The sequence below is a fragment of the Robiginitalea sp. SC105 genome (assembly GCF_014243345.1).
Taxonomy (GTDB): Bacteria; Bacteroidota; Bacteroidia; order Flavobacteriales; family Flavobacteriaceae; genus Robiginitalea.
Genome location: NZ_JACLZF010000001.1, coordinates 1,229,970 through 1,246,279, shown reverse-complemented (window position 1 = coordinate 1,246,279; position 16,310 = coordinate 1,229,970). Strand labels below are relative to the sequence as shown.

Annotated in this window: 14 protein-coding genes; 1 reads left to right on the top strand and 13 read right to left on the bottom strand. The window is 55.9% G+C overall.

Features of this window, described 5'->3' with window-relative positions; all coding sequences use genetic code 11:
* Position 1: 1 nt before the first annotated feature.
* From ruvA to ruvB, 13 genes are all read right to left on the bottom strand, one after another.
* Positions 2-583, bottom strand: a complete 582-nt coding sequence (gene ruvA / locus H7F20_RS05490) for a Holliday junction branch migration protein RuvA (protein WP_185785104.1) — start codon at positions 581-583, stop codon at positions 2-4.
* A gap of 48 nt (positions 584-631) precedes the next feature.
* Positions 632-2,926, bottom strand: a complete 2,295-nt coding sequence (locus tag H7F20_RS05485; RefSeq protein WP_185785103.1) for an NADP-dependent malic enzyme — start codon at positions 2,924-2,926, stop codon at positions 632-634.
* 158 nt (positions 2,927-3,084) lie between these two features.
* Positions 3,085-3,765: an aspartate/glutamate racemase family protein gene (locus tag H7F20_RS05480; protein ID WP_185785102.1), complete on the bottom strand. Its 681-nt coding sequence runs from the start codon at positions 3,763-3,765 to the stop codon at positions 3,085-3,087.
* A gap of 89 nt (positions 3,766-3,854) precedes the next feature.
* Positions 3,855-5,183: an MFS transporter gene (locus H7F20_RS05475; protein ID WP_185785101.1), complete on the bottom strand. Its 1,329-nt coding sequence runs from the start codon at positions 5,181-5,183 to the stop codon at positions 3,855-3,857.
* 128 nt (positions 5,184-5,311) lie between these two features.
* On the bottom strand, positions 5,312-6,256 hold the full coding sequence (gene queG / locus H7F20_RS05470; protein ID WP_370588477.1) for a tRNA epoxyqueuosine(34) reductase QueG: 945 nt from the start codon (positions 6,254-6,256) through the stop codon (positions 5,312-5,314).
* Between the two features lie 63 nt (positions 6,257-6,319).
* Positions 6,320-6,733, bottom strand: coding sequence for a DsrE family protein (locus tag H7F20_RS05465; RefSeq protein WP_185785099.1), 414 nt, complete (start codon positions 6,731-6,733; stop codon positions 6,320-6,322).
* Positions 6,734-6,768: 35 nt separating this feature from the next.
* A complete protein-coding gene (locus H7F20_RS05460; protein ID WP_185785098.1) occupies positions 6,769-7,446 on the bottom strand; it encodes a Tat (twin-arginine translocation) pathway signal sequence containing protein in 678 nt (225 codons plus the stop codon).
* A 7-nt stretch (positions 7,447-7,453) separates the two neighbouring features.
* A complete protein-coding gene (locus tag H7F20_RS05455) occupies positions 7,454-8,497 on the bottom strand; it encodes a c-type cytochrome (RefSeq protein ID WP_255443994.1) in 1,044 nt (347 codons plus the stop codon).
* Between the two features lie 196 nt (positions 8,498-8,693).
* Positions 8,694-9,185, bottom strand: coding sequence for a nuclear transport factor 2 family protein (locus tag H7F20_RS05450; RefSeq protein WP_185785097.1), 492 nt, complete (start codon positions 9,183-9,185; stop codon positions 8,694-8,696).
* Positions 9,186-9,398: 213 nt separating this feature from the next.
* The gene (locus tag H7F20_RS05445) at positions 9,399-10,496 is read right to left on the bottom strand and encodes a nickel-binding protein (protein WP_185785096.1); all 1,098 of its coding nucleotides are present in this window, start codon (positions 10,494-10,496) and stop codon (positions 9,399-9,401) included.
* Between the two features lie 119 nt (positions 10,497-10,615).
* Entirely contained in the window at positions 10,616-11,998 is a 1,383-nt protein-coding gene (locus tag H7F20_RS05440) for an FAD-binding oxidoreductase (RefSeq protein WP_185785095.1), read from the bottom strand.
* A 189-nt stretch (positions 11,999-12,187) separates the two neighbouring features.
* The gene (locus tag H7F20_RS05435) at positions 12,188-13,510 is read right to left on the bottom strand and encodes a cytochrome P450 (protein WP_185785094.1); all 1,323 of its coding nucleotides are present in this window, start codon (positions 13,508-13,510) and stop codon (positions 12,188-12,190) included.
* Between the two features lie 3 nt (positions 13,511-13,513).
* Positions 13,514-14,536, bottom strand: a complete 1,023-nt coding sequence (gene ruvB, locus H7F20_RS05430; RefSeq protein WP_185785093.1) for a Holliday junction branch migration DNA helicase RuvB — start codon at positions 14,534-14,536, stop codon at positions 13,514-13,516.
* 181 nt (positions 14,537-14,717) lie between these two features.
* Between ruvB and pckA the strand changes: the two genes are divergently transcribed.
* Positions 14,718-16,298, top strand: coding sequence for a phosphoenolpyruvate carboxykinase (ATP) (pckA, locus tag H7F20_RS05425; RefSeq protein ID WP_185785092.1), 1,581 nt, complete (start codon positions 14,718-14,720; stop codon positions 16,296-16,298).
* Positions 16,299-16,310: the final 12 nt, after the last annotated feature.

The following is a 16,310-nucleotide window of genomic DNA, read 5'->3' as shown; positions in this document are numbered from 1 at the left end:
TTTACAAATTTTTAAGCGCCAGCTTGATAATGCCCTCCACGCTGGCGGAAGGATCCTGGCGAAGTACCGAATCCACGGCCTTTTCGGACTGCTTTCGGGTGAAGCCAAGAACCTCTAAAGCAGATAACGCTTCTTCTTTATTTGTATTGTCTGGTTTTTGGGAAACTTCGTCGATGTCGTAGATTTTCAAAATCTTGTCCCGAAGGTCCAGGATTACGCGCTGGGCGGTCTTTGCCCCGATCCCCTTTACGGCCTGGATGGCGGGGACGTCCTCAGAGGCAATGGCGTCCCGCAACTGGGCAGGGGTCATGGAGGAAAGCATGGTGCGGGCGGTACTGGCGCCAACCCCGGAAACGGAGATCAGCAACCGGAAGGCTTCCCGTTCGGCCAGGGAAAAGAAGCCGTAGAGTGTGTGGGCATCCTCCCGCACCTGCAGGTGGGTGAAAATGCGGAGCTGCTCCTGGTCCGGCAGGGAGGAATAGGTGTTGAGGGAGATATTGACGAAATAACCAACCCCCCCGCATTCGATGACCAGGTGGGTCGGGTGCTTTTCAATAAGACGGCCGCTAAGATGTTCTATCATGGTGGTTGGTTGCAGGGGGCGGGGAAACCGCCCCGCCCGGTTCAGGGATTATCTCTTTTTCTTGGCCCGGCGCCGCTTTTCGCGTTCCTGGGCATCGATGACGGCAACAGCCGTCATATTCACGATTTCCTCCACGCTGGCCCCCATCTGCAGGATGTGAACGGCCCGGCGCAGGCCGAGCATGATGGGGCCAATGGTATCTGTGGCCTGTAATTCCTTGATGAGTTTGTAGGTGATGTTCGCGGATTCCAGGTTCGGGAATACCAGCGTATTCACGTTTTTGCCCGCCAGTTTTGAAAACGGGAACTGGCTCTGGCGGAGCTTGCGGTTCAGGGCAAAGTCCGTCTGTATCTCCCCGTCCACCACCAGGTCCGGGTCCTGTTCATGCAGCAGGCGGATGGCTTCCCGCACCTTCACGGCCCGGGGGTGGTTGGAAGAACCGAAATTGGCGTAGGATAGCAGGGCGATGATCGGCTCAAAATTGAAGGCCCTCGCCAGGTTGGCCGTCATGCGCGTGATCTCCGCCAGTTCTTCGGCCGAAGGGTCGATGTTCAGGGAGGTGTCCGCAAGGAAAATCGGGCCCCGGGAGGTGATCATTACGTGGACCGTGGCTGCCCGGGAAACCTCCGTGGCTCGGCCGATTACTTCGAAAATCGGTTTTACGACGGAGGAATACGAACGGGAATACCCTGAAATCATGCCGTCGGCATCGCCTTCCCGGACCATCATGGCCCCGAAATAGTTGCGCTCCCGCATTTTGCTCCGGGAGTTGTAGAGGGTACTGCCTTTTCGCTGCCGCATTTCCCAGTAGCTTTTGGCGTAGGCCTCCCGCTTTTCCAGGGAATCCTCCTCAAACTGATCAATGATGGGGATATCCGCGTCGAATTCCAGTTCCTCCTTGAGTTCTTCGATCATCCGCCGGTTCCCAAGCAGGATGGGGTGGGCAATCCCCTCGTCATGGGCAATCTGGGCCGCCTTGAGCACATCCAGCTGATCGGCTTCGGCAAATACGATCTTCTTGGGCATCGCCTTGGCCCGGCTCATCAGCCAGCGGATCACCTTTTTGTCGTCCCCGGATCGCTGCAGGAGCTCTTCCCGGTAGCGGTCCCAGTCCGCGATAGGCGCCTTGGCCACCCCGCTTTCCATCGCAGCCCGGGCGACGGCCGGGGGCACCTCGGCGATCAGCCGGGGGTCAAAAGGCTTGGGGATGATGTATTCCCTGCCGAATGTCAGGCGGGTCTCCCCGTAGGCAATGTTCACCTGCTCCGGCACGGGCTGCTTGGCCAGGTCGGCCAGGGCCTTTACCGCAGCCATTTTCATCTCCTCGTTGATCTTTGTGGCCCGGACGTCCAGGGCACCCCGGAAAATAAACGGGAAGCCGAGCACATTGTTCACCTGGTTCGGGTGGTCCGAGCGCCCGGTAGCCATGATGATGTCCTTGCGGGTCTTCATCGCCAGGGCGTAATCGATCTCCGGGTTGGGGTTGGCCATGGCAAAGACAATGGCCTTCCTGCCCATGGATTTCAGCATGGCCGGGCTGAGGATGTCGGCGATGGACAGGCCGATAAACACATCGGCATCCTTTACGGCCTCCTCCAGCGTATCTATTTTGAGGTGGGTGGCAAATTCCTTTTTTTCATCGGAAAGGTCGGGCCGGTCGTCCCGGATCACTCCCTTGCTGTCCAGCATGATCATGTGTTCCCGCTTGGCGCCAAAGGAGCGGTAGAGCCGGCTGCAGGAAATCGCGGCAGCCCCTGCCCCGCTGATCACGATGCGCACGTCCTCGATCTTCTTTTCGGCCAGTTCCAGGGCATTGAGCAGGGCAGCAGCCGAGATGATGGCGGTCCCGTGCTGGTCGTCGTGCATCACCGGGATGTTGAGTTCTTCCTTCAGGCGCCGCTCGATTTCGAAGGCCTCGGGGGCCTTGATGTCCTCCAGGTTGATGCCGCCGAAGGTCGGCGCCATGATTTTGACGGTTTCGACGAATTTGTCCACGTCCTTGGTATCCAGTTCAATGTCGATGCCGTCGATATCCGCAAAGATCTTGAAGAGGAGGCTTTTCCCTTCCATGACCGGCTTGGAGGCCTCCGGACCAATGTCCCCGAGGCCCAGGACGGCCGTGCCATTTGAGATCACGGCCACGAGGTTCCCTTTGGCGGTATACTTGTAGACTTGCTCGCGGTCCTTATGGATCTCCAGGCAGGGCTCCGCTACCCCCGGTGAATAAGCCAGGGCCAGGTCGCGCTGGGTGGCATAGGGCTTGGTGGGTACGATTTTTATCTTTCCGGGGGTGGGTTTGGCGTGGTAGATCAGTGCTTCCCGGCGTCTTTTTTCCTTGCTCATGTCAGGCTTCGTTGAGTGACAAAGGTAAGCGGGAGGATTCAATTTGGGAATTTGAATATTTTAAAATTTACATTTCCCCTGCAAGCCCACCGACGATATACCGCACCAGCCGCCTGCCGAACATGCAGACAGAAGGGTTTTTATTCCGGGCTCCCGGCCTACCCCATTATAAAATCAATGGCCATCCGGGCGTGGAGATCCGTGGTGGGCAGGGTAGGCAACCCGACTTTGCCCGCATCTATCAGCAAGGGCAGTTCCGTGCAACCGAGGATGATCCCGTCGGCGCCGCGCTCCCGGAGCAAATCGATTTGGTGCAGGAAAAAGGCCCGGGCCGCGGCCGTGAATTTTCCCCGGGTAAGCTCCTCGGACACATATCTGTGGGCCTCTGAAAGGTATTGGTCTTCGGGGATCATGGTTTCTATGCCAAAATGGGTTTTGAGGTACCCCGGGATGAACGTCCCCGTCATCGTCGGGCGGTTCCCCAGCAACCCCAGCTTTTTCAGTCCCAGACGGGTCGCCTCCTTCCCCGTCGCTTCGGCAATATGCAGGATGGGAACCGAAATTTTTGGCTGCACGTAGTCATATACCATGTGGGGGGTATTGGCACATATAAGGATCCCCTCCGCCCCCGCTCCAATCAGTCGCTCGGAAACCTCGAAATACTTGGCGCGTATTTTTTCCAGGTTCTGTTCCCGCATGATCTCAATGTTGATGCTGCAGATGATCAATTCCGGGTTGGCCTGGGTGCCTATGTGTTTTCCGACCCCTTCGTTGATCAGCTTGTAGTACGCCATCGTTGCATGCCAGGAAGTGCCTCCGATTAAACCCAGGATTCTCATGGTTGGATGTTGTTTCAGTTTGTCGATGTGCCAGGTGCATTTCGGTAGCGTAATGCGACCCCGTCGCCCCAGGCAGCCGCCAAACCCGTTTAATGCCCCATTTCGGCCGCTACCTCGGCCTTGGCCTTCTGTACGTTCAGCCTCAGGGCCAGGGCCCCGGCGATCACAAAGAAAGCGCCGGCAAACAGCATGGCATTAACCGAATCCGAACCGAGGAAGTTGGTGAAAATTGCCCCGAAGGAGAGCGTCTCGATACCCATCGGAATCACGATCATCATATTGAGGATTCCCATGTATACGCCGCGGCGGTCCTGGGGCACGATCTTGGAGACCATGCTGTAGGGGATTCCCATCATGGACGCCCAGCCGATACCAAAGAGGACCATCGGGAACAGCACATATACAGGGTCCGTGATATAGGGGATGGAAAACAGGGCGATCGCCGTGCCGAATAGGCTGAGGGCATACACTTTCTTGCCCCCGAAGCGCAGGGTCAGGGGTACCAGGACGAGGGCTACCACCGCGGTCACAATATTGTAGGTGGTACTCATCTTGGCTGCCTGGGCTGCGGCTTCCGAAGTATCAAATCCCATGGTCGAGCGGAATAGGGGCGTGATAAACTGCCAGTAGATAAACAGCGCATACCACTGGAAGAGGTAGACCCCCGACAGCTTCCACATGAATTTGGGCATCTCGCGTACCGCATGGCCAATCTCGATAAAGGGCACTTTCAGTCGCTCCATAAACGGGAGTGCCTTATGCCGGTTGATTTCCGCAAGTTCCTCCGGGTCCGGCGGTATCTCCGGGGTCTTGAGGACGGACCACAGGATGGTGGCCAGGGACAGGAACGAGCCGATAAAGAATGAATAGTACAACCATTTGGGGACTGAACCGGTGAGCTCCTCCCCGCCCCCGAACCAATCCTGGAAGAGGAAGATGGAGGCATTGGCCATCAGGATGCCTGCCCCCACAAAGAGACTCTGCATCTGGTAGCCCAGGCTCATCTGCTGGTCGGGGAGCTTATCCCCCACAAAGGCCCGGTAGGGTTCCATGGCCATATTATTGCCAACGTCCAGCAGCCAGAGCAACCCGACGGCAAACCAGAGGGCCGGGCTCAGCGGGAACAGGAACAGGCAGATACTGCCCATCAATGCCCCGATCAGGAAAAAAGGTTTCCGTCGGCCCCATTTGGGCGACCATGTCTTATCCGATATGGCGCCGATGATGGGTTGGACAATCAGGCCCGTGACGGGGCCTGCGATATTCAGGATCGGGAGCAGTTCTTCCGAGGCGCCCAAAAAGAGGAAGATCGGGTTGATCGCGCTTTGCTGGAGGCCGAAACTGTACTGAATGCCCAGGAAACCCACATTCATGTTGAAAATCTGCCAGAAACTCAGCTTCGGTTTTGGTAAGGCCATAGATCGTATGGTTGGTTGCGGGGACACTAGCAGCTCCCTGCGATATTCTTATAAAAACGGCTTTCAATATAGGAACTTAATAGGTCCCGCGGTCAAAATATCAAAAGTTTTGCAATCCCGGGGCCGCCTCAATCGTTTTCGGCACGGGGTGAACCATCCGACAGGAATCGGATATTCCGCTTCAAGCCGGAAAATTTAGTCCGTTTCACCGCGGATTTTGGGAATACCTTCCGGAAAACCTCCTCGGTCAGTTCCTCCCAGTCCCGCCGGCCCATCTGCATCAGGTCCGGATGCGGTTCGAACCGGGGCTCCCGGTGGGGCTTCGAAAAGCGGTTCCAGGGGCAGACATCCTGGCAGATATCGCAGCCAAAGATCCAGTCGTCCCACTGACCCCGCGCAGCAACCGGTATTTCGGACTTCAGCTCGATGGTGTAGTAGGAGATGCACTTGCTGCCATCCACCACGTAGGGCTCCACGATGGCCTGGGTGGGACAGGCGTCGATGCAGGCTGTGCAGGTCCCGCAATGGTCGGTGACCGGTCCGTCTGCCGGCAGGTCCAGGTCCAGGATGAGCTCGGCGATAAAATAGAACGACCCGGTTTCCCTGGTGAGCAGGTTGGAATGCTTGCCCATCCAGCCCAGGCCGCTCCGGGCCGCCCAGGCTTTGTCCAGCACCGGGGCCGAATCTACAAAGGCACGGCCCTCGACCTCCCCGATTTCCTGCCGGATAACGTACAGCAATTCCCGGAGCTTGTCCTTGATGACCCGATGGTAATCCTGCCCGTACGCGTATTTGGATACCTGGTAGGTGCCCTCGGGTTGTTGTTGGGACGGGTAGTAATTCAACAGGAGGGAAACCACCGATTTGGCCCCGGGCACCAGTAGGGTGGGATCCAGCCGTTTGTCAAAGTGGTTTTCCATCCAGGCCATCTCCCCTTGCATGCCCTGCCTGAGCCATTTTTCCAGGCGGGGCGCTTCCTCCTCCAGGAATCCCGCTTTGGAAATACCGCAAGACAAAAAGCCCAGGCGTTTTGCCTCGGCTTTTATCAGGTCTGCGTGCTTTGTCCGGTCCATTTCCATCGAAGGTAGACCGAAAAAATGGGATTTAAAAGTCCGGGATTTCCCCTACACCAGTTCTTATTGCCCCTCTTTGATATACCCCCATCCCTGCTGCTGCTTGGATATGATTTCGTATATACCGTCAGGCACCGGCGTAATCCCCGGGATCAGATCATCCACCGCCATTTCGTGGCGGTCCATGGTCATCTGACAAACCTTGACGGAGACATTTCCGCGCTCCAGGACTTTCCGCATGGTTTCGGCTGCAGGGGAATTGTCCTTGCTGACCAGGTCGATGGCACCGCTGTAAACCACCATCTCGAATTCCGATTCCGGATAAGCGGCAGACATCAGGTCCAGGTGGCGGGCTGCCGATTTATGTACATCCTCGCTGGCGCTGCTCACATCAAATACCAGTTTGATGGGCTGCTGCTGGGCCTGTAGCCCCAGGCCTCCCATTAGTATGGCAAAAATCAAAAGTAATTGCTTCATGATTCGATATTAAATATTTGTTAGAAGATTAGTTGTTACTCCCCGGCGAAAATATATCCGCACCCGTGCTTCTGTGCCATTCCCAGGGCCCATACCCCGGATGGTACCAACTGAATGTCCGGCAGGATGCCTGCTTTCCAATCCGCGTAAATATCCGCGGCTTCCATACCGGTTTGTCCGGCTACCACACCGCTGTAGAAATTAAGCGCCAGGTCGCACACGCAGAACATGGAACCGCGGGCAATCAGGTCCTTGATGCCCTGAATCGGAGGCAATGGGAAATCCCCTTCCTGGGGCTCGTAATACGGGTTGCGGTCGTATACGGTTCCATCGGCCTTCATGACATGGAAAATCTCCCCCAGATTATATTTCTTCCAGAGGTCGGAATGAAGGGCAAACGGGATGGCATCGTGCCGGAGCACGGTCATGGCGGTGCAATTGCTGTCGGCCACCTCCAGTTGGTTGTTCGAAAGCAAATAGGCCCAGTTCCAGATGACCGGAAATCCGCTATGCGGCTTGGAACCGTCAAATACGACGCGGTGCTCGCCCTTGATGTTGTCGAACCAGGCTACGGCGTCGTTCATGGTTTCCCGATCGAACTCCGGCATTTTCGCCAGGAGCGGATCGGTAAACATGCTCAGGGTGCTGGCGGTAGCCCCCAGCATCATGGCACCCATAAAATTTCTCCTCGAATTTGTGTTTGTTGTTTTCATAATTGGCTTATTTAGATTTAATGATGTTGAATTCCTTTTTGTAGTAATCCATTATGGGCTGGAAAGGGCCCATCTGATGTTGGATCGGGGGGAAGGGATCTGCGAATGGGCCATAGGGTGTAGAAACGGGCTTTTTGGAAAGGTCCGGGAAATCCAGTTCCCGGTTAGGCTTATCGGGCCGCAACCTGCTGTTGATGTAACCCGCCACATCATACGCTTCTTCATCCGTCAGCAGTGGACGGTCCCATGTTACTCCAAAAGGCATATTTCCCTTGATGAACTGTGCAGCCGTGATTACCCTTGTCATCCCCGCCCCATTATTGAAGGAGTCGTCCCCCCACAGGGGCGGATATGCATAGCCGCCGGCAGGGGAAGCCTGGCCCTGGCCATCCGAACCGTGGCAAACCGTACAGTGCGTCTGGAAAACCGCTTCGCCATGCACCAGGTCCACGGCGCGTTCCGGGATTTCAAGGGGCAGGAATCCCTGTCCCAGAACCTTCCCGTCTTTCGGGGCATACCGACCTAACCAGCTGAGGTAGGCAATGAGCGCCCTCATTTCCGGCATTTCCTCGGGCATCTTCCTGCCGTTCATACTGCGCTCCATACATCCGTTGACCCGTTCTTCGATGGTGCCGATTTTATCCTCCCGGCCGCGATACTGGGGGAAGCGCTTCACCACCCCAATAAGCGGCGCGCCAAAAGGCTTGGTACCTGCATTGAGGTGACAATTGGCGCAGGCCAACCTGTTGCCGGAGAACAGCCTGTCAGGATCGGGTTGTTCCGGCCCGAGGAAGACGGAGGTATTCATAAAAACCTCATACCCCAACCGGATCTCCAGGTTGCTCTCGGTAGGAGGCAGCGTGGAGGTGTCGTAATTCATCAGGTAAACAGGATCCGGGACGGGATTTGAGAGAGGAACGGGTTTGCCCGCATAGAACCCCAGGAATACTACCAGGGAACCTAAAACCAAAAGTCCGCAAATGCACCAGCAGAGGTTTCTGCACAGTGCCTGCATCTCCGGACGCAACCGGTCGGATAGGGGATCGTTCAAGTTTTCACGATCACGCATGGCAGGAAGCGCATTTCTTAATTAATAGGCCTGTAAGCGAAGAATTGGGACCAGAATGGAAAGGCCAGCGTATTTACGCTAGGGCCAATCCACATAAATATACTATAAATCAGGGGTATATCACCGTGTTTTTTGCAAAAAATGTTAGAGCACGAATAACCCTGGCCCGGTAAAAGGATTACCCTTCCGGTGAAATCGGGGACATATGCTCATGGACAATTTTCCATCCCGCCGGTGTTTTTACAAACAAAATTGTGAACTGGCCGGTCATATGTAATTTTTCCTCTCCAATCCAGGGAACAAAATCAGCGTGGAACGTCACATTGGCCACATCCCCGAAGACCGCAATCTTCAGGTCATCCCATTCCCATTTATCCACACGGGTAAAAGACCCGATGAATTCCCGCTCGAACTTTTCATTCTGTTCCGGGCCGGACCGGCGCTCCCCGTTCTTGAATTCTGTGAATTTGGGTCCATAGGCATGGAAAGCAATTAGTCTGTCCATGTCGTTGTCCCTGACGCTTTGCTCAATTTCATCCAGCACGGCCCGGACTTCCCTTTTGGCTTCCGGAAACGGATTTTGCAGCAAGCCGTTATCCTGGGCTTTTACTGTTTGTACTCCAAATAGGATACAGGCCCAAAGACCTGTGTAGAAAACACATTTTGTCATATCACTCATTTTATAGGTTCTTAAAATCAATTCGCCACCGGCGGATGCCCGGATTCCCCAGACCGGAAGTGTCAGGGGTTGTTGCCGGGTAACAGACTCCAAGATATGGGGGAATATCAGGCAACCTTAGCACAGGTGTCCCAATTAATAGGTGTTTATTGGCAGGATAAAGAGATTAATCCCGAATCGTAGTACAATTGTAAAACCGCAATTTTAAGTTGCCTTGGAATCCAGGCGATGGGTGAAATCCGTGGGTAAAATTCCATAGCGCCTTTTAAACAGGCGCGTGAAATAGTTGGGGCTGTTAAAGCCCAGACCATAGGCAATCTGCGCAATTTGCCGCCCGGGATCTTTCAATTTTTGCAAGGCGCGTCTCAGGCGGATTTCCTGTAAATAGGCCCCGGGGGAATAGCCGGTCATTTCCTTGAATTTTCGGTAAAGCTGGGACCTGCTCAGTCCGAGGGCTTCCCCAACCTGACTGGCTTTGAAACCCGGATTCACAAGATTGGTGTTCAGCAGTTCCCGCAATCGGACAAAAAATTCAAGCTCAGGACCCGTCAGAACCCGGTATCTCCCGGTCTCAAATACCGGCGGTTTGTCCATCCCTTTTACAAACAGTGCATGGGAAACCTCGTCGATGTAGCCCAGGCCCCGGACCCCGAGCTGGCAAATTGCCTGCAGTTGCTCGTTTGCTTTTTCAAAAAGCACCTGACCGGTTTCATCTACCGGCCTTCCGGTTACCAAAGCCAAATGATACTCCGGTTCAGCGGCCTGGGCAAAAAGGTAGCGCTCCAGTGAGCGAAGGCACAGCAATCCTTCATGGACATGGAGGAAAGAGGCCACAATACGGTCTTCCGGCATTTGGACAATCCGGCCGTCGTGTTTCCGGATCAGGCGGAATAAATCCTGTTCCATCAGCTGATGAGAAGGTTGTGTGGCAACCAGGGATACCTGCAGTAGGGTCCGGAACCCCGTATCGATATCTCCCGTGCTGGTCAGGGCCACGTCAAATTCATTCTTGCCGCCTTCCTCTCCGATCATCGCATGAAAGTCGTACGTAGGGGTCAGGGAGGTAACTTCGATCACGTTGCAGGGACCCACACCGTGAACCTCGGCGTGCGCGTCATTCAGGGCCTGTTTATCCGGGGCACTTATCAGGCAAAAAACTGTTTTTGCCTCGAAGTTGACGTAGTACTTTTTGTGTTCCAGTCCATATTTGTCCTGGACTTCAATGTCTTTTAGATGGGCCGAATCGAGGTCTTCCTGTGTGAGGTCGGGATCGATATGGTGCAGGTCCATGTATAATGGCAAAACGGATGAGTTTAGTAATCTAATGAAAGATACTAAAATCCTAAAACTATGCCAGAACCCCCCAATATTGGGGCATCATACCTGCCCAATCCCAACTGGCAGCGGCAGGAGCTGCCAACCTATCCGGAGGCAACCGGTTTTCCCGGTTTGATGTTCTGATTTACGTGGAAAAAATTATCCGGGTCGTATTTCGCCTTGATTTCCTGCAATCGCTGGTAATTTGGTCCGTAGGAGTTCCGGATGCGGTCATCGCCTTCCTCCATCATGAAGTTCACATACGCCCCCCCGTTCATGGCGAATGGTTTAAGAGCTTCGTGATAGGATTTACACCATTCGGTAACGACCCCGGCCCGGGCCGGATCCGGGTCTACCCCCACAATGACCTGCGCCCAGCGGGCATCGCGGTTGGACCAGGCGGTCTCGGTATTTGCTACTTCATGGACCTTGCCATCGATCGGGTATAAATGCGTGGTTGAATGGACGGTAGGGATTGTCTTGCCGAATTCGATGTTCGTCCGGATGAAATCCTGGGTAAACTCCCTGATATAATGGGCCCGCCAGTACCATTGCATCCCCGGCGGGTAGAGCGCATCGAACATACTGTTTATGGCAGGCATCGGCATTTCCCCGACAAAATCCAGTATTGGCGGCCCAAATTTTCGAATAGGAGCAAAAACAGATTCGGCCTCCGCCAGGTCGCCGGTATAGCACCAGACCACCCCACAGACCTTCTCGTTGTGCAGATGTTCCGGGAATGGGTCCCCGGGCGGCACGATCAAAAAAGCAAAAAATCCGTACAGATCGTTCGGGGCTTCCCGGGTAACCTCATCGTAGAACTCCATGGCTTCTGCAGCCTTCCCTAGCGGCCAGAACATCGGGCCGGCATACACGGTGCTTACCGGGATCAGCTTAAAAGTAAACCGGGTGACCACTCCAAAGTTCCCCCCGCCTCCGCGCAAGGCCCAGAAAAGGTCGGCATGTTCGTCCTTATTGGCCGTAACAACCTCCCCGGAAGCAAGAACAACTTCACATTCCAAAAGGTTATCAATAGTAAGACCGCCCTTGCGACTCAGATAACCCAAACCGCCCCCAAGCGTAATACCACCTATTCCCGTAGTTCCGATAATACCGCTCGGCAGTGCCAGTCCATGTTTGTGGGTGGCGGCATCCACATCGGCAAGGGTATTGCCAGGCTCAATTATTGCCTCTCGTTTCCTGGGATCAATCCGGATGCCTTTCATCCCCGACAGATCGATCACCAGGCCGTCATCCACCAGGGCCAGTCCTGCGCCGTTGTGTCCACCGCTGCGTATAGAGACCTCTATCCGGTGTTCGCGGGCCACGCGTACCGCATCTGCCACCTCTTCTGCAGACTTGCAGGCAACAATCACACCCGGGCGCTTGTCGATCATCCCGTTGTAAATGGTCCGGGCCTCGTCGTAGCCCTCATCACCCGCCACTATGGTTTCTGCCTTTAATTTGTTTTTTATTTCCTTGAACATATTCCTGGTTTAGTTGTTTGATTTTGATATAGAAGTGGGTTCTCCAGCAATTCAAGGTATGCTATCCCCGGGATACACGATAGCAGAAATGTCTCAGACACTAGTACGTTTGGTTCGGAATTCGGAAATACGACCTATTTGCGCTAGGAACAACTGGAAACTCAAAGGGTGGCAAATGGAAGTAAAAAGCTATGTGTGTTTTGACAGGTGTACCCGCGCATCCCGGGGTTTCAGCGTTATCAGGGGTTGGATCCGGATTTCTTTCCCCACCGGGGCCACGTTAAACCTGCCCAGGAGGCCCTGCAATACCATTTTCATCTCGGTCATGGCGAAGTAAGCGCCTATGCATTTACGGGGCCCTGCCCCGAACGGGTAATAATGGACGGGCGGCGACCCGACCCCCGGCGCAAAGCGCTCCGGCCGGAACTCTTCCGGCTGTTCCCAGTGGTCCGGGTGGCGGTGGATTTCATAGACCGAAAAAAGCAGGTCTGTATGGGCCGGCAGCTGCAAGCCCGCAAAGGTATCGGCCTGCAGGTTCATCCGGTCGATGAAATAGGCGGGCGGGTACAGCCGCATCGATTCTTCGATCACCTGCTGGGTGACCGATCCGGGTGCTCCTGCCCTGGTCGTATCCGCCTCCGCCCGGATGGCCTCCTGCCACTCCGGATGGCGTGCCAGCAGTTGTACCGTAAAGCTCAGTGCATTGGCGGTGGTTTCATGTCCGGCCACAAACAGGACCAGGATCTCATCGATGAGCTGGTCTTCTTCCATCTGGCTCCCATCCTCGTAGCGGGCTTCAAGGAGCATGTCCAGCAAATCCCCGTGGGCCGACGCCTGCTGCTTCCGCTTGCGGATCACGGCGCGCAGCACCTCCCGGGAGGCACGGGTGAGCTCCAGGTGGCGGCGGATGACCCCGAACCTCTCAAAATACCAATGCAGGTAGGGCTGCCGGAGTTCCCGCACCAGCATGCTTTGGTTCGCCTCCGTACTGTGCTGCAGCTTCCGGATTTCTTCTTCGGTAACCGCCCCGCTGAAAAGGGATTCCACCACTACCCGGAAGGCCAGCCGGCCGAAAAGCGGGTAGAGGTCTGTCGGGCCACCCGGGGAGAATCCGGACAGTTCCTCCCGGACGATGGTTTGCATCTTCCCGTACAGCGTATCGAGTTGTTTTTTGTGGAATCCGGGCTGGATGAGTTTCCGCTGGGTGCGCCAGAGGTCTCCTTCCGAGGTGAGCAGGCCCTTGCCCAGGTAACGGGCCAGGTCCCGGGTTTGTATCCCCGTTTTTGTAAAATTCTTCCAGTTTTTCTGCAGGGCGTATTCCAGGAGGCCGGCATCCCGTGAAAAGACCACGGAACGTTTCAGGCCCACCCGCAACCGGAACGTATCCCCGAGTTTTTCAAAATTGCCGTGATGGAACGGCAGGGGGTTTTCCAGGATTTCCAGGGAGTGTTTCAGGAAACGGAAAAGGCCGACTTCCGGGATGGGCCTTTCACCGGCCGCAGCGCCTTCCATGGCCTAAAACAGCCCGGGCTGTGCGCCGCCCTTGATGCGTCCCAGGTGCTGGTAGGCCAGTTCGGTGACCTCCCGGCCGCGGGGGGTACGCATGATAAAGCCCTGCTGGATCAGGAAGGGTTCGTAGACCTCCTCGATGGTCTCCGCATTTTCCGAAACGGCGGTGGCCAGGGTGGTCAGCCCCACCGGGCCGCCCTTGAATTTGTCGATTATGGTGGCCAGGATCTTGTTGTCCATCTCATCCAGGCCATAGGCATCCACATGGAGCGCCTTCAGGCTGAACCGGGAAATATCCATGTCGATACTGCCGTTGCCCTTGATCTGGGCAAAATCGCGTACCCGCCTGAGCAGGGCGTTGCAGATCCGCGGGGTGCCCCGGCTGCGCCCGGCGATCTCGATGGCCGCATCCTCCGTAATGGGCACCTTCAGGATCTCGGCAGATCGCTGTACGATGGTGGAAAGCAACTCCGTATTGTAATATTCCAGGCGGCTGGATATGCCGAACCGCGCCCGCATGGGAGCGGTCAGCAGGCCGGAACGCGTGGTCGCGCCCACCAGCGTGAAGGGGTTCAGGTGCAGCTGGACCGATCGGGCATTGGGCCCGGATTCGATCATGATATCGATTTTGAAATCCTCCATGGCCGAGTAGAGGTACTCTTCCACCACCGGGCTCAGGCGGTGGATCTCGTCGATGAACAAAACGTCCCTGGGTTGCAGGTTGGTCAGCAGCCCGGCCAGGTCTCCCGGCTTATCGAGGACGGGGCCGGAGGTGACTTTCAGCCCCACGCCCAGCTCGTTTGCCAGGATATGCGCCAGGGTGGTTTTCCCCAGCCCGGGCGGGCCGTGGAGCAGCGTATGGTCCAGCGCCTCCTGCCTGAGATTCGCTGCCTGTACGAATACGGTCAGGTTTTCCAGGACCTGCGCCTGCCCGGTAAAATCCTCAAAGGATACCGGCCTGAGCGCCCGTTCGATGTCGAGTTCTTCCTGCGAAAGGCCGTCTGCTGTCGGATCCAGATGTTCGTTCATATCGAAACAAAGATAACAAACCGGTTGGCAACCACCGGGGTCCCCCTGCCCCATTTCTTTTTATTTCTTTGATAAAAATCATATTTTCCAGCAGGAAAAACCCCCTCCTTTGCACTGTTGTCCTGTCCGCCAGAAAGATCGCACCGACAACCCTGTTAATTTAAAAGTAGCAACACGCATTATGACAGCATTCAGTTTATCGCAATACGGCATCCGCGCCAACGACATCCACCGGAATACCTCCGTTCCCATCCTGTATGAAATCGGCCTGCGCAAGGAAGCCGGGACGGCCATTTCCAATGTCGGGGCCCTGCTGGTCTATTCCGGGGAAAAAACCGGGCGCAGCCCGAAGGACAAAAGGATTGTCCGGAACCCGGAATCGGAGGCCAACATCGACTGGGGTGCCATCAACATCGGCCTCGATGAACATACTTATATGGTCAACCACGAACGGGCCATCGATTACCTGAACATCTGCGACCGCCTCTTCGTGGTGGATGCCTTTGCCGGGTGGGACCCGAAGTACCGCATCAAGGTGCGCATCATCTGCACCCGTGCCTACCATGCGCTGTTTATGCAGAATATGCTCATCATGCCCACCGCAGCCGAACTGGCAAATTTCGGGGAACCGGATTACGTGGTATTCAACGCCGGCGGCTTCCCGGCCAACCGCTACACCTCTGAGATGACCTCCAAAACCTCGGTGGACGTGCACCTGGAGCGCCGGGAAATCGTGATACTGGGCACGGAGTACGCCGGGGAGATGAAGAAGGGCATTTTCGGGGTGATGAATTACCTGATGCCGCTTCAGGGCGTCCTGCCGATGCACTGCTCGGCCAATGTGGGCGATGCCGGGGACGTGACCCTGCTCTTCGGGTTGTCCGGAACGGGCAAGACCACCCTGAGCGCGGATCCGAAGCGCCGGCTCATAGGGGACGATGAGCACTGCTGGACGGACGAGGGCACCTTCAACATCGAAGGGGGGTGCTATGCCAAAGCCATTGACCTTTCGGCCGAGAACGAACCGGACATCTTCAATGCCATCCGCTTCGGGACTGTCCTGGAAAATGTGGCCTATGACAAAAACACCCGGGAGGTGGATTATACGGATACCTCCATCACCCAGAATACCCGGGCCTCCTACCCCATTCACCATATCGAAAATGTGCAGATCCCCTGCGTGGCGGGCCACCCAAAACACATCATCTTCCTGACCTGCGATGCCTTTGGGGTGCTGCCGCCCGTCAGCCGGCTGACCCCGGAGCAGGCCAGCTATCATTTTATCTCGGGCTACACCGCCAAGGTGGCCGGGACGGAGATGGGGGTCACCGAGCCGGAGGCCACCTTCAGCGCCTGTTTCGGCGCCGCCTTCATGATGTGGCACCCGAACAAATACGCCGAGCTCCTGGCCGAAAAAATCAAAAAGCACCAGGTAACCGCCTGGCTCGTGAATACCGGCTGGACCGGGGGCGCCCATGGCGTGGGTTCCCGTATCAAACTCCGGTACACCCGGGCCATGATCGACGCCATTCACCACGGGGATTTCGATTCCGCGTCGTTCAGGAAGGACCCCGCCTTCGGCTTCATGATTCCGGAAAGCTGCCCGGGGGTACCCGACGACGTGCTGATCCCGAAGAATACCTGGAAGGACAAGGGGGCCTATGACGAAACCCTTTCAAAACTGGTCGGCCTGTTCCGGAGCAATTTCCAGAAATTCGAATCGGGCGTGAACCCGGAAATCGTCGCCGCCGGACCCAAATAAGCGGTAGGGTTG

Coding starts and splice junctions, on each gene's coding strand:
- H7F20_RS05435 (WP_185785094.1), bottom strand. CDS start 13,510: ATGGAAGGCGCTGCGGCCGGTGAAAGGCCCATCCCGGAAGTCGGCCTT.
- ruvA (WP_185785104.1), bottom strand. CDS start 583: ATGATAGAACATCTTAGCGGCCGTCTTATTGAAAAGCACCCGACCCAC.
- queG (WP_370588477.1), bottom strand. CDS start 6,256: ATGGACCGGACAAAGCACGCAGACCTGATAAAAGCCGAGGCAAAACGC.
- H7F20_RS05485 (WP_185785103.1), bottom strand. CDS start 2,926: ATGAGCAAGGAAAAAAGACGCCGGGAAGCACTGATCTACCACGCCAAA.
- pckA (WP_185785092.1), top strand. CDS start 14,718: ATGACAGCATTCAGTTTATCGCAATACGGCATCCGCGCCAACGACATC.
- ruvB (WP_185785093.1), bottom strand. CDS start 14,536: ATGAACGAACATCTGGATCCGACAGCAGACGGCCTTTCGCAGGAAGAA.
- H7F20_RS05480 (WP_185785102.1), bottom strand. CDS start 3,765: ATGAGAATCCTGGGTTTAATCGGAGGCACTTCCTGGCATGCAACGATG.
- H7F20_RS05450 (WP_185785097.1), bottom strand. CDS start 9,185: ATGACAAAATGTGTTTTCTACACAGGTCTTTGGGCCTGTATCCTATTT.
- H7F20_RS05475 (WP_185785101.1), bottom strand. CDS start 5,183: ATGGCCTTACCAAAACCGAAGCTGAGTTTCTGGCAGATTTTCAACATG.
- H7F20_RS05465 (WP_185785099.1), bottom strand. CDS start 6,733: ATGAAGCAATTACTTTTGATTTTTGCCATACTAATGGGAGGCCTGGGG.
- H7F20_RS05460 (WP_185785098.1), bottom strand. CDS start 7,446: ATGAAAACAACAAACACAAATTCGAGGAGAAATTTTATGGGTGCCATG.
- H7F20_RS05440 (WP_185785095.1), bottom strand. CDS start 11,998: ATGTTCAAGGAAATAAAAAACAAATTAAAGGCAGAAACCATAGTGGCG.